14 protein-coding genes are annotated in these 13,327 nt (G+C 32.1%); 6 read left to right on the top strand and 8 right to left on the bottom strand.

The genetic code is table 11. The features are described 5' to 3' along the window. Positions 1-119 precede the first annotated feature (119 nt). Genes N2712_03200 through N2712_03190 form a run of 3 tightly spaced genes read left to right on the top strand, consistent with a single transcriptional unit; the run spans position 120 to position 2,182 of the window. Positions 120-797 carry a hypothetical protein gene (locus N2712_03200; GenBank protein MCX8028983.1) on the top strand — a complete coding sequence of 226 codons (678 nt, stop codon included), beginning with the start codon at positions 120-122 and terminating at the stop codon, positions 795-797. Next, a complete protein-coding gene (locus N2712_03195; protein ID MCX8028982.1) occupies positions 790-1,344 on the top strand; it encodes a CDP-alcohol phosphatidyltransferase family protein in 555 nt (184 codons plus the stop codon). Before N2712_03200 ends, N2712_03195 begins: the two co-directional genes overlap by 8 nt. Next, positions 1,337-2,182: an ATP-binding protein gene (locus tag N2712_03190; GenBank protein ID MCX8028981.1), complete on the top strand. Its 846-nt coding sequence runs from the start codon at positions 1,337-1,339 to the stop codon at positions 2,180-2,182. Before N2712_03195 ends, N2712_03190 begins: the two co-directional genes overlap by 8 nt. Here the strand turns inward: N2712_03190 and N2712_03185 are convergent. Both N2712_03185 and N2712_03180 read right to left on the bottom strand, forming a co-directional pair. Next, positions 2,179-2,949, bottom strand: a complete 771-nt coding sequence (locus N2712_03185) for a hypothetical protein (protein ID MCX8028980.1) — start codon at positions 2,947-2,949, stop codon at positions 2,179-2,181. The two genes, N2712_03190 and N2712_03185, sit on opposite strands and share 4 nt — an antisense overlap. Next, on the bottom strand, positions 2,949-4,310 hold the full coding sequence (locus tag N2712_03180) for a hypothetical protein (protein ID MCX8028979.1): 1,362 nt from the start codon (positions 4,308-4,310) through the stop codon (positions 2,949-2,951). Before N2712_03180 ends, N2712_03185 begins: the two co-directional genes overlap by 1 nt. Positions 4,311-4,402: 92 nt before the next feature. On the opposite strand from N2712_03180, the gene N2712_03175 reads away from it, so the two are divergent. Continuing rightward, positions 4,403-5,326 (top strand): AEC family transporter, encoded by a 924-nt coding sequence (locus tag N2712_03175; protein MCX8028978.1) that lies wholly within the window; start codon positions 4,403-4,405, stop codon positions 5,324-5,326. A gap of 97 nt (positions 5,327-5,423) precedes the next feature. Here the strand turns inward: N2712_03175 and ruvC are convergent, their stop codons facing one another. The 5 genes from ruvC to rpmJ are packed head-to-tail and all read right to left on the bottom strand — an operon-like array spanning position 5,424 to position 8,485. Next, the gene (gene ruvC / locus N2712_03170; protein MCX8028977.1) at positions 5,424-5,912 is read right to left on the bottom strand and encodes a crossover junction endodeoxyribonuclease RuvC; all 489 of its coding nucleotides are present in this window, start codon (positions 5,910-5,912) and stop codon (positions 5,424-5,426) included. Next, positions 5,909-6,988 (bottom strand): mannose-1-phosphate guanylyltransferase, encoded by a 1,080-nt coding sequence (locus N2712_03165; GenBank protein ID MCX8028976.1) that lies wholly within the window; start codon positions 6,986-6,988, stop codon positions 5,909-5,911. Before N2712_03165 ends, ruvC begins: the two co-directional genes overlap by 4 nt. Positions 6,989-7,000: 12 nt before the next feature. Continuing rightward, positions 7,001-7,975, bottom strand: a complete 975-nt coding sequence (locus tag N2712_03160; GenBank protein ID MCX8028975.1) for a DUF4340 domain-containing protein — start codon at positions 7,973-7,975, stop codon at positions 7,001-7,003. A gap of 13 nt (positions 7,976-7,988) precedes the next feature. Next, positions 7,989-8,360 (bottom strand): 30S ribosomal protein S13, encoded by a 372-nt coding sequence (rpsM, locus tag N2712_03155; GenBank protein ID MCX8028974.1) that lies wholly within the window; start codon positions 8,358-8,360, stop codon positions 7,989-7,991. Next, entirely contained in the window at positions 8,348-8,485 is a 138-nt protein-coding gene (gene rpmJ / locus N2712_03150; GenBank protein ID MCX8028973.1) for a 50S ribosomal protein L36, read from the bottom strand. The genes rpsM and rpmJ overlap by 13 nt, the downstream gene beginning before the upstream one ends. 236 nt (positions 8,486-8,721) lie before the next feature. Here rpmJ and N2712_03145 point away from each other — a divergent pair, with 236 nt between their 5' ends. Then, complete coding sequence (locus tag N2712_03145) at positions 8,722-9,741, top strand: hypothetical protein (protein MCX8028972.1); 1,020 nt, start codon at positions 8,722-8,724, stop codon at positions 9,739-9,741. A gap of 3 nt (positions 9,742-9,744) precedes the next feature. On the opposite strand, the gene N2712_03140 is transcribed toward N2712_03145, so the two are convergent. After that, complete coding sequence (locus tag N2712_03140; protein MCX8028971.1) at positions 9,745-11,316, bottom strand: arginine--tRNA ligase; 1,572 nt, start codon at positions 11,314-11,316, stop codon at positions 9,745-9,747. A 156-nt stretch (positions 11,317-11,472) separates the two neighbouring features. On the opposite strand from N2712_03140, the gene N2712_03135 reads away from it, so the two are divergent. Beyond that, a partial coding sequence (locus N2712_03135) for an alpha-amylase family glycosyl hydrolase (GenBank protein ID MCX8028970.1) occupies positions 11,473-13,327 on the top strand: 1,855 nt, incomplete at its 3' end.

Genomic DNA, 13,327 nt, shown 5'->3' with positions numbered 1-13,327 from the left:
TATAGATTTCTGAAGTTTAGAAAAAGTTGTAAAGATTGTAATTGTATGAAAATATGTTAGTTGTTTGGGATTTAGTTTGAAATGATTAAGGATAATTTGTAATACTTTATATCAGATTTATGAAATCTGTTTTCGTTAAGGTTTTCCTTGATAATAATGTTGTACCATTTATAGTAAATGGTGATGAAAGCCTTGATTTTGGAGATTATGTTGTTATCCAAACAAAGTATGGCAAAGATTTGGGTAAAGTTATGTCTAAACCTTCTGATGTAATGAATGTAGAAAATAGTATAATTTCAAAAGCAACTGAAGAGGAGATAAATAATTTCAAAAAGAATCGTATCAAGGATTTAAAGGAAGAGAATAATATAAAATCTATACTATCAAAGCATAATCCTGAAGCACACTTTGTAAGTTGTTACTTTTTGCTTAACAATGCTAGGTTAATCGTAAATTTTTTCAGTGATAAAAGAATTGATTTTAGAGAGGCAGTTAAAGATCTAGCAAGTGTTTACAAAACAAGAATCGAGATGAGACAAATATCAAATAGAGAAGCTTTCAAACTAAAAGGTGGAATAGGAATATGTGGTATGGAAACTTGTTGTTCTAGATTTAATCATCTAAAGCAACATATAACCGCCAGTATGGTTAGGGAACAAGGATTAACGGAAAGTAATGCCAAGACTATAGGACCCTGCGGTAAATTAGTGTGTTGTCTTGCCTATGAAGCACATTGTTACATATGTGGTAAAAACATTATTTTTGATAATTCCTCACAAGAAGTAATTTATGGATAGGTTTATAACAATTCCAAATATAATATCTCTTGTTAGAATATATTTGACTGTACCTATAGTTTATCTGATGTGGAAGGGTAGTGAATATTATATAGTTTGTTTAATATTGATAATAGTTGCTTATTTGTCAGATGCAGTTGATGGAATCATTGCAAGAAACTTTAATCAGGTATCCGAGTGGGGTAAAGTTTTAGATCCATTAGGTGATAAGATACTTTCAACGGGACTTGTAATTACTTTTTCTCAACTGGGTTTTCTGTCAGTAATATTTGCTTTTATAGTTATTTTGAGAGATTTTGTTATATCGTTAATTTCAACTAAAGTTATCAAAGAGACAAATTCAGTTAGACAAGCTTCAATACTAGGTAAAGTGACAACTTTTGTGCTGTTTGTTGTTTACACTATTGCTATGATGGCAATGATCGGATTAGTATCTCATATCGTTGTAAAAAAGCTTCAAGTTGTAGCAACGTTTTTAGTTATTGTTTCAGGAGTTTATTATTTGTTTTCTTATACTTTGGTTGTAAGGAAGAATAAAAATGCTTAGGCATGATATTTTTTCAATACCTTTGTCTAGAGTGCTTCAGAATATGGGTTATTGGATAACTACTAGTTCTCGTTTTATGACTACTTTTTGTAATACCAGAAACAGACTTGTATTTTCAGGAAGTGTAATTTTTGAAGTAAGTATGACTGATTCTTCTATAGATATGGATTTAGTGAAATCAAAGCAGTTCTCATTTGCTTTAGTTTCAAAAGAAAAAATATTTGTAGGTAATAGCGACAGTAGAATTATTTTAATTCCTAATTTTGAGAAGTTGGTGCTTATCGAGAACTTAAAGCTATCGGAAAAAGTAATAAAAAAACTCTCAATTTTGAAGGAGAATATAAAACCTCAAGATTTAATTTCGAAAATCTCGGAAATGTTTAGAGCTGAAAAGGTAACTGTTATATCTAAAAGGAATTTTTATTACTTTAGAGAACTGGGATATCTTAGATCAGATATTAGGAATATAGAGCTATATCTGTCTAGGATATTCTGTAATATGGTAGACTTCTCTGATGAAGATATCTGGAAAGCTAAAACAGTTTTGTATGAATTGTTTGATAACTCACTTGAGCATGGGAGTAAATTTGATAAAAACAAGATTATAAAAGTTGAAACTCTTATAAGTAATAATGGACTTCATGTTATAGTTTCGGATCAAGGGGAGGGTTTTAACATTTCGAAGGTAGATTTGACTTTTAACCATAATAAAACGACAGGAAGAGGTATAATGATGATAAAAACACTATCTGATATTTTCTCTATCAAAGATAGTGGAAGGACGGCTGGTGTGTTCATAAGTAGAGAAAAATCTCAATATATACCTTTTATAGTTTAGCTACCTATGTATTTTCTGTAGAGGTATTCAGATTCTTCTTTTGAATTTGAGCTTGAGATTATCAATCTACCATTTCTGAATACAAACATAGTTTTGTTTTCTGCAACAAAGTTAATATAGTCTGAAGTAGAATCAAGTATTTTTATACCATTTCTTACAAAAATATTGTGAAGTAACATGATATCAACTTGCCTGTCGTCTATTGGAAATACCATAGAAGAGTTATCGTTACAGTTTTCATTTATTATCTCTCCATATTCTCCGGATATGAAATTGTAATTTCCATCTATGCATGAACTACATCCTTTGCTGAAGTCAAATTCTTTTATATCGTTTTCTGATATGATGTAACTTTTGTTGCTACTGATAGCCGTAGATATTGCTTCGGATAAAATATTCAAGTTTGGTATCATTTCCTTGACTACAAAATAGTTTGAAAACGTCCTGTTATTTTCTATAAGGCATCTTACGCAGCTTCCTTTACTGACTCTCTTAACTACAATTTTTGAGTTGTATACTACTAGTGATATAAGGTTATTACTTAATTTTAGGCATATGTCGTTTATCATGAGAGATGATATTGAGTTGAATGTTAGGTCTATGACATGAGTTTTTTTTCTGGGTATAGAATTTTTTAAGGAAATATGGTTTATTGAGATATTTTTGTGCTTTGGACCTACTTTATTAGGGTATGGACCTAATAATAACTCTGCGTTAAAATTTTCTGAGATACTTATGGATATGTCGTTAACTCCTAATATTACCATTATTTTATGAGTTCTGGTATGTGCTTTTTTACCAAACTTATCATTTCTTCTTGAGATAGAGAACCTACTTTACCTTTTTCGTACATTTCAAGTACATCTTCGTATATTGCTTTGATACCTTTATGATCCTTTGATAATCTTTTTTCACCTTCTAGGTTAAAGTAAGTATTGATCCAATATGCGATTCCTGCACTGCCTGACTTGTCTGTTATTATAACGAGAGGTTTCCTACCTAGTATTTTTTCAGTATCGAATATATTGTATATTTCTGGATCTTTCATGAGTCCATCTGCGTGTATTCCTGCTCTTGTTACGTTGAAAGTATCACCTACGAAAGGTTTTTGGGGATCAATTTTGTCTCCTATTTCTTTTTCGAAATATTCCTTGATTTTTGTAATGACTTTTAGATTCATATTGCCAATATTACCTTTTATTCCATAATACCAGAATATAATTTGTTCTAATGGTGCATTGCCTGTTCTTTCGCCTGTTCCGAGTAGAGACGCGTTTATTGAAGATGCCCCATACAACCATCCGGCTACAGAGTTTGCAATGACTACTCCAAAATCGTTGTGCATATGCATTTCAAGTAATTCCGAAGGAACTCCTGCTTCTTCTCTTAGATAGTAAACTAGTTTAGGTACTCCTCTTGGTAAAGCTGCTGATGGATAAGGTACACCATACCCCATTGTATCGCACAACCTTATTGTTATCTTCATTCCGCTTTCTTGAGATATCTTCATGAGTTTCTGTGCGAAAGGTATCACAAAACCGAAAATATCTGCTCTTGTTATATCCTCAAAATGACATCTTATCTCTGAGTAACCTAACTCCGCTGCCTTTCTAGCAACCGATAGATACATTTCTTCAACTCTTTTTCTATCTAAGTTTAGCTTTTTGTATATGTGGTAGTCTGATACTGAAGTTAAAATTCCTGTTTTTCTTATACCTAAGTTTATAGGAATTGTTATATCTTTTTCTGTTGCTCTAACCCAACCTGTGATTCTAGGATATTTTGCTCCTAGCTCCATACACTTTTGAACTGCTTCTCTGTCTTTATGTGTGTAAACAAAAAACTCAGTTTCTTTAATTATTCCACTGTTGTTGTCTAGCTCAACCAGCATTTTGTATAGATCATATATCTGATTTATAGTGTATGGATCTCTTCCTTGTTGTCCATCTCTGAATGTGGTATCCGTTATCCATATTTCGTCTGGTATGTTTTGTGGAGGTATTAGATTATCGAATTCTATTATGGGGGGCTCGGTGTACGGGAATATCTCCCTATAATACTCTTCTTTATCGTATATTGTTTGATATTCTTTTGTTATTTTGATACCTTGGTATTTGTTCCATTTCATTTCTTATCCTCCAAAGTATTTAATGTTTTATGATGAATTAAAAATTTTTCAACTAGTAGAGAAGTTAATAAGACATTTATTATTACTAGAATATGTTTCTTAATGTTCTTTTTCCTGTGATTATAATAATTGTCATTTCTTTTATGCTTTCGAAGTTTAGGAAAATAGATCCTTACAATCTAACAGTCTTGGCTATATATATCCTTACGCCTGGATTAATACTTAGGTCATTTGATATAAATGGATCAGTTTTGCTACAAAACTTTTTAATAACACTATTGCATCTTATTATTCAATCTGTGGTTATGTATTTAATCTCAAGGTATGTGGCATCTTTTATTAAGTTATCAGTTAGATCAAGATATGCTTTTATTTTACTTTCATTTTTACCTAATACAGGTAATATAGGTATTCCTGTAATTGAACTGTATCTTGGAGCTAGTGCTAGTAGTTATGCTGCTCTTATACTAGTATTGACGTCAATAGCAACGCAAACTTATGGAATTTACTTAGTTTCAAGAGGTGTTAATAGCTCTGAAAGCCCTATTAGAAACCTAAAAAAATCAATTGCTGATATACTTAAACTTCCTCTTGTATATGTAGTTTTTGTATCTATAGTCTTATCCATGTTTAATATAAAATTACCACAATTTATAAGAGAACCTGTATATGGACTTGGTGTTTCTGCGCTTATTTTGGGACTTATTCAATTAGGGATAGTTTTGGGTGAGATAAAAATAAAGCTTATACCTGTAAAATTTGTTGTTGCTGTTACGATTATGAAACTTATAATATCTCCATTGATTGCCTTGGGAATAGGAATTTTGTTAGGAATAAATGGTACTGAACTAAAAGTTGTGGTTATGCAATATGCTATGCCTTCTGCGCTATACTGTAGTATTTTAGCCACTTTTTTTAGGTTAATTCCTAGAACAGTAGGAATTTCTGTGTTTTTTTCAACAATAGCTAGTTTTGTGACATTATATGTTTTGATGGAGATACTTAATCTTTTTTGAAATTTATACAACAAATAATTATGAAATGTTTAAGTATTTGCTAGTTGCTGGTGATTTTTTGAAGTTTCATGTTTGTCTTTTTATTTGTATTATGTTGTTAGAGATAAAAAGATTTGATTGTTCTAAATAATCCGCATAGGGCTATTGCTATTGCGTCTGCGCAATCATCTGGTTTTGGTATTTCGTCTAAGTTTAGTAGTAATTTTACTATGTTTTGTATCTGAGTTTTTGGATGGAATCCCTTGCTACCTGTTATGCATTTTTTTACCTCAAGTGGTGTGATACTTAGAATCTCTATGCCTGACTTTAAGACTTCTATTTTTACAACCCCTACAGCTTGAGCTACTTTTGTGGCAGTTTTTACATTCTTGCCAAAAAATACCTCTTCTATGAATACGATATCTGGATGGTAATTTTTTATTAAAGAGTTGATAAAGTTATGGATTTCCAACAGTTTTTCATTGAAATCTTTATTATCAGATGTATCTAGAACTCCTGCTTTTATAAGGTTAAGTTTGTTTTCCTTGTTTTCTACAATGCCATATCCTAGGATTGAATATCCAGGATCTATTCCTAAGACTTTCATAGATATTTTGAATACTTATCTTGGTTTTTCATCATTTTAACAAGTTCTCTTATAGTTTGATCTTCAGATTTTTTGGTTATTAATATACTATCTCCTTCTTTGATTATTATCATATCTTCTAGTGAACTGACTGCGATAACCCCATCGTTTTCTCCTATTATTAAGGAGTTTTTGACATTATGAGATATAACGTTGCCTTCGATTACATTTCCGTTATCATCTTTATCGTTGAGTCTATAAACAGCTGACCAAGATCCGATATCATCCCATATAAAGTCACTCTTAACGCATAAAACAGATTTACTTTTTTCCATAACTCCATAGTCAATTGATATACCCTCTATTTTTTCGAACTCCTCAATTATAACATCGCTTTCGTAGTCTTTACCTATAGCATCTTCGATGATTGTAAGAGCTTCCCATAGGTTTGGCATGTGCTTTGATATTTCTTCAAGTATTGTTGATACCTTCCATATAAACATTCCACTATTCCAAAAGAATTTACCCTTACTTAGATATTCAACAGCTTTTTCGTGGTTAGGTTTCTCAACAAATCTCTTGACTTCAAATATATTCTTGCTGAAGAAGGTATCTATTATATTCCCAACCTCTATATATCCGTAACCGGTGTCAGGTCTTGAAGGTTTTATACCTAATGTGATTAGAGATAGGTATTTTTCGGCTGCCTCAAATCCCGCTTCAACAACGTCGTAAAATTTGTTCAGATCATCTACATAGTGATCTGAAGGCATGACGAACATTGTGTAGTCACCAAAGTATTTTCTTATGTAAGTTGCTGCTAATCCTATAGCAGGTGCAGTGTTTTTAGGTAATGGTTCAATTATTATGTTACTTTGGGGTATTTTGGGTATTTGTTCTTCCACAAGGTTAACTAGGTCAGATGATGTAACTATAAATATCCTATTCTTGTCAACAATGTCAAGAGCTCTTTCGTATGCATACTGGAGCATTGATTTATCGCCAATTAGGTTAAGAAATTGTTTCGGATAATTCCTCCTACTTTTAGGCCAAAACCTTTCTCCACGGCCACCTGCCATTATTACAACACACCGCATATATCGAACCTCTTAGTTTGTAATTTTAACAAACCTCTCATACTGTGCGTCAAACAAACTCTTGCTACTTTCGTAATCGATCGCAAATATAACTTTTCTGATGGTATCGTAGCAGTAAAAATTTGTTTTTATCTTATCCAAAACCATAAGTGTCATTTCATTATAACCATTGTAAAGCTTAATCTGTGAGATTGGGGTATTTGTTTTTAAAATAAGATTTTTGTACAATTTGTTGTCTTGGTCAATGAAGTGTTCTATTGCCAAGCTCCTTAGATTTTTTAGAAATTCATTTTCAATAAATATACTGTCAACTTCTTTTTCAATAGGTATTACCGAGAACCACTTGTTATTTTTGTTAGTAAAGATAATCTTTGGAAAACTTATTGGTTTATATTCAATACCAGTAATGTTAGTCCATTCATGGGTGAATATGTTTTTGTCTCTTATTTCTTCTGGATACTTAAGTATGTTATCGATTTTATAGGCATATACAAGATAAATAGTTTCGTAATTTCCGTTAAGGGTGACATAGTAGTAATCTTTTGTTGGTGCAAGATTTCCGACAAGTATTTCATTTGTTATGTTATTTGCCACAAAAGTTATTCTAGCATTTGGTCTTGAAAATCCAAAACTGTTTATTATATCTTCAACTTCGTTTGATGAGATACTTCCTAGATTTTCAATATCTCCTATTATGTTTGCTACGAAATTTGCAAGTTTATATTCTACTCTATCGATGATGTTTGAATATGATACAAACCAAAGATTGTTAGATTTGATAATAAAGTACTCATATTCTTTTGTTCTGTCGTAGTAATCTCTGAAATATATCCCTAGATATGAAATATCATCAGAAGAGAATTTCCCTACAAGGTAGTCCCTTTTTTTTATTACCTTGACTTCTCCTCTGTCGATTATTAAGAAAAAAACAACCAACCCTAGTAAGATAGCTGAGAGGGAGAGTATTAAAAGAGCCTTTCCCCTCATTTTATAATTCCTTTTATTTCTTAGTTTTCTTACCTAGTCTATGAGGTCTGGGACCTTTTCTAGTTCTAGCATTTGTTCTGGTTCTTTGTCCTCTTACAGGTAAACCTTTTTTATGCCTTTGTCCTCTATAACATCCTATATCTATTAATCTCTTTATGTTTAACCTGATTTCAGTTCTCAAATCTCCTTCAAGTTTATAATTCTTTTCAATTTCGTTTTTTAATTTGTTAAACTCTTCTTCAGATAGTTCAGAAACTTTCTTATTAGGATCTATCCCTAACTTTTTTGGAATACTATAAGCAAGAGACTTACCTATGCCGAAGATATATCTCAATGCTACTAAAAGCCTTTTGTTGGGTAGTTCAACACCTGCTATACGTGCCATGAAATTCTACCTCCTTTTTGCCTTTGTTTATGTTTAGGGTTTTCACATATTACCATGATTCTACCTTTTCTCTTTATTACTTTACACTTTTCGCAGATAGGTTTTACTGAAGCTTTGACCTTCATAATAACTCCTTTTACCATAAATTTTATACAAACTTTCGAAAAAAAATCAAACTAATAACTGGATTTTGTAAATTAAATATTTTCTCTCAAATTTTCCCCTTTATCTGGAAAAACTATTGGGTATTAGGGTATAGAATTTTAAAGAGAAAATTTGGTTTGTTTTTAATTATCTAGTAGCTTAGTTTATATAACTTGCTTTTCAAGGATGACTTGTAGTAAGTTTATCATCAAGGTATATGAAGTATGTAAGGCTATTTGGGGTTTTGTTATTTTACGGTGTTACTTTTAATATTTGGCCTGTGCAATTTGAGTTCCTAAGTCAAGGAGCAAAAAATATAGCGGTTGGAAGGAGTGGTGCAAATCTTTTCAAGGATCCTACTTCTACGATTATAAATCCTTCTTCTTTATCGCTTGAGAATAGCTATATGCTTTTGTACTACGAGGCTAGTTCGTCTGTGAATGTAGGGAATATAATGGAGTTGTATAGTAAAAGATTTGTTTTTGATCCTGCGAATATAGGAGTAAGTTTAAGAATTAATAATCTGACAAGATTTTCTATTTTGTATACATCCTACATACACGATTTTGATAGTCCAGAAACAATATACAAACCTTTACTTTTCGGGGTATCTGGTAAAATAGCTCCATTTATCCTAGTAGGTATATCTGTAGGCCCTGTTTTGGGTATAAATGATGTAGTTCCGGTATTTTCTTTTATGGCAGTTGGTGGAGCTAAGTTTAAGTTTGAAGAAAGTTTAAGTATATCTTTTGTCATAAAGTCTCCTTTTTCAACGTCGTATTACAATACTTTTTACGGAGAGATAACTCAAACATTTCCACCTATACTGTCGATAGGGGGAGCATTTCATATATATAACGGTATAATACTATCTAGTGTCTTAGAGATAGTGTTTCTAAACTTTGTTTCTGCAAAGTCAGGTAGTGCTGAGATATTTCTATTTAGAGATAAAATACATGATTACATTTTCCCTAAAATTGGCCTAGTATACTACGATAATGTATCAGGATATAGAATTATGGCAGGATTTTCTAAAACACAGATAGAAGTAATCTCGAGGTCTATACCACAATATCATTTGAGTGCAGGAGTTACTTTCTTTATAAAAATACCGAACTTAAATGAGTTTGAGGTTAACTTTTGCCTTGATGATCAAATACTTCTTAATATTTTAAGAATATTTCCGGAAAATTCTAGGAAGATATCACTTCATGTAAGTGGAGAGATTAGGTTTTAGAAATTACATACTTTCAGGTGCCGAAACTCCTATGATCCATAATCCTTTCCTAAGTACATTTTTAATAGCCTTAACAAGTATTTTTCTACCTGTTAGTACTTTGTTATTGTCGATGACTCTGTATTCGGAGTAGAATTTGTGAAATAGTGTTGCTAGCTCATGAAGATAGTTTGTCATTCTTTGGGGATCTAATGATAAAGTTATATCTATTATTTCTTCTGGAAACCTTATAATCATTACGGCTATTTCTCTTGCTATCTGATTATCTATTATTGGAGTTTCAATTATTCCAAGACCTTGTGAATTTCGTATTATTCCTGCAATTCTTGCATGAGCGTATTGGAGATAGTATACAGGGTTTTCGTCACTTTGTTTTTTAGCTATTTCTAGATCAAAGTTAATATGTGTATCAACTTTTTTTGAAATCATGAAGTATCTAACAGCGTCTGTTCCTACTTCTTCAATAACTTCTCTCAAGGTAATTATATCTCCAGTTCTTTTTGACATTCTGACAGGATCTCCACCTCTGAAGAGTGAAACTAGTTGACCTAATATTATTTCAATTTTGACATCTTTGTGGATTGAAGTGACAGCAGAAGTAAGTCTTTTCACATATCCGTGATGATCTGCACCCCATATGTTTATCAACCTGCTATATCCTCTTTTTATTTTGTTTAGATGGTATGCTATATCTACTCCAAAGTAGGTATATTCACCGTTTGATTTTTTTACAACTCTATCTTTGTCATCTCCAAAGTCAGTACTCTTAAACCACAGTGCACCTTCCTTTTCATAGACGAGTCCTTTTTCACTCAAGATTTTTAAAGTTTCTTCAACTTCTCCATTTCTGTGAAGTGATAGTTCGGAAAACCAGTTATCAAAGTGTACTCTAAACTCTTTAAGATCTTCTTTATGCCACTCTAGTATAATATCAATAGGAGATTTGTTTATTCTTGCAAGTTCATTTATGTAATATCCGTGATATCCGTTTTCAGGTATTTTTTCACCTTTTCTAACTGCTTCAACTGAATCTATCAAAAGTTCCACTTGTTTTCCGGCGTCATTTATGTAGAACTCTGTATCAATGTCGTATCCAGCAGTTTTAAAACATCTGTAAAGAGTATCTCCTATAGCTGCCCATCTTGCGTGACCTATATGTAAAGGTCCTGTAGGATTTGCGCTTACATATTCTAGTAGAATTTTCCCCTTACCTTTACCAAAATCTGATTCACCGTAGTTTTCGTTGTTAGCAACTTCTTTGATTAGTTTTTCTAAAGAATCATTAGATATACATAAGTTAATAAATCCGCCATTTGCTACTTTTATACTGTCAAAGATATTGTTATTTTTACTTTCAAGTCCTTCTTTTATAGTATTTGCTATGTTTGGCAATGCAATGGTTTGGCCTTTTGCTTTTAATTCTTTTGCTATTTTAAATGGTATCGTTGTTGAATAATCACCGAAATTTTTGTTTTCAGGATATTCAATGGCTATTTCATCTTCTGTGTAATTAATTCCAAATTGTTCCTTAACAATATCAGCTATCCATCCTTTTAGTATATCCCTTACAACCATAACAAAAATTATAATTAACTCAGATATATAGTTTAAATTTTGAAAGTTGTTTGTTGTTTCTCTTCCGGATGTTGGTAGTAACACTTTTTAGTTAATCTCTTAGTAATTGTCACTTTACATTAATTTCCTTCGTTAGTAAATATTGGAGGATAAATTATGAATATTTTTAGGATATTCCTAATTATTCTAATAGGGGTGTCAATAGTAGTTGGGTGCCAGAAAATGCCAACGCTTGAAAATATATCTAATCTTGACTTAGGTTCTACTACATCTGACGTAGATACTCAAGAACCATTTGTTAACTTTGTTTCTCCTAAGGATACTGCAGTAGTTAATCAGGTGTTTTCATATTTGGCTTTTGTAAGTGACAATAAAGGTATAAGCAGAGTTGTTTTTATAACTCCTTCGGATAGGATAGAGATAGATGGAAAGGATCTTGAAATCGTAAAAACACCTCAAGGAATTGTTTATTCACAATTAAGTGGATTTTTTGCCCTGTCAACAAAGGGTACTAATATTATAAAAGTTTTTGCTGTGGATTCAAGTGGTAACTATAGTTTTACGAACTCGATTAGGGTTATAGTCGATGTTTCCAATCCTACTGTGAGCATAGTGGGTTTTGAAAATACTTCTCTAAAGATAGTATCTACGAATTTTGAGTTGTCGATTCTAGCAAGTGATGATACAGAAATTGATGGTATTTTCGTGTCTGTAAATAAGAGTAATTATGCTAGAGTTTCATCTAGCTTTACATTCTATTCAAACTTAGTTTTTGTTAACAATTCTACCAACACTGTAAGTGTTTATGTAAAAGATGCTTCTGGTAAGTTAAGTGAGATAAGAGAAGTTACTGTTATTGTTGATCAAGATATTCCTGTAGTATTTATAACTGAACCTTCGGATTATGTATTTTTTAACACATCTAATATAGTTATCAAAGGTAGTGTAAGCACGTCAAGTGGTATGAGTATTACAAAGCTGTTTTTCAACATAGATAACTCATATTGGGAAGAGATGGTAAATCCACCTATGCAGTGGACTATTCAGAAGACTATTAACATGCAAAGTAGTAATATAGTATTAAGAGTTAAGGTAAGGGATAGTAACAATAGAGAGAGTTCTGAGGTTATTAAAGTTTTTGGAATCGATTATACCAAACCTACTTTGTCTATTAATACTCCTGCTAACGACTTTATCACAACAAATAGTAGTATAACTATTTCTGGTACTGCTGGTGATAACATAGGTGTTAAGCAAGTTATGGTCAGACTCAATAATGGTAATTATGAAGAAGCCATTGGATATACATCGTGGAGTAAGTTGATATCACTTGTTGACGGCACTAATAGTGTGTACGTAAAAGTTATTGATTTTGCTGGTAATTTTGCTGAGAGTAGCATATCAGTAATTAAACAAGTTCCTGGAGGTTCTGGTGGAGGTTCTGGAGGTAGTACGATATCTTTTCCAGGTGACGATGAAGATCCTAGGGATTGGAGAGTGTATTTTGTTATGACTGATAGATTTGTTGATGGATTTTCTGGTAATAACAATATTTATGGTGATGAGTATAGAGCACCTAATAATGATAGCTCAGATGCCCTAAGGTATTATAACGGTGGTGATTTTAAAGGTCTCATAAATAATCTTGACTACATAAAGAATATGGGCTTCAATGCTATTTGGATTACTCCTGTTGTAAAGCAACCACCAGGAAGATATGTCAACAGTGGTCAAACCTATGACGCAGCTGGTTATCATGGATACTGGGGATATGATTTTGATAGTATTGATCCACATTTAGAATCTCCAGGTGCAACATTTGATGACCTAATAAGAGAAGCACACAATAGAGGTATAAAAATAATACTTGACATTGTTCCTAACCACGCTCATGGTGGTGATGCGCATCCAAGTGTTAAGTGGTTTAATGATAGGCTAAAGGTTAAGTTTGATGGACAGTGGTGGGAGGTGTCCTTTATTCCACATTTAACCCTCCCGACGGGCGATCTAG

This window comes from Brevinematales bacterium (assembly GCA_026415355.1).
Lineage (GTDB): Bacteria > Spirochaetota > Brevinematia > DTOW01 > DTOW01 > SKYB106.
The sequence above is the reverse complement of the archived record's forward strand: the minus strand, read 5'-3'. Positions and strand labels throughout refer to the sequence as shown.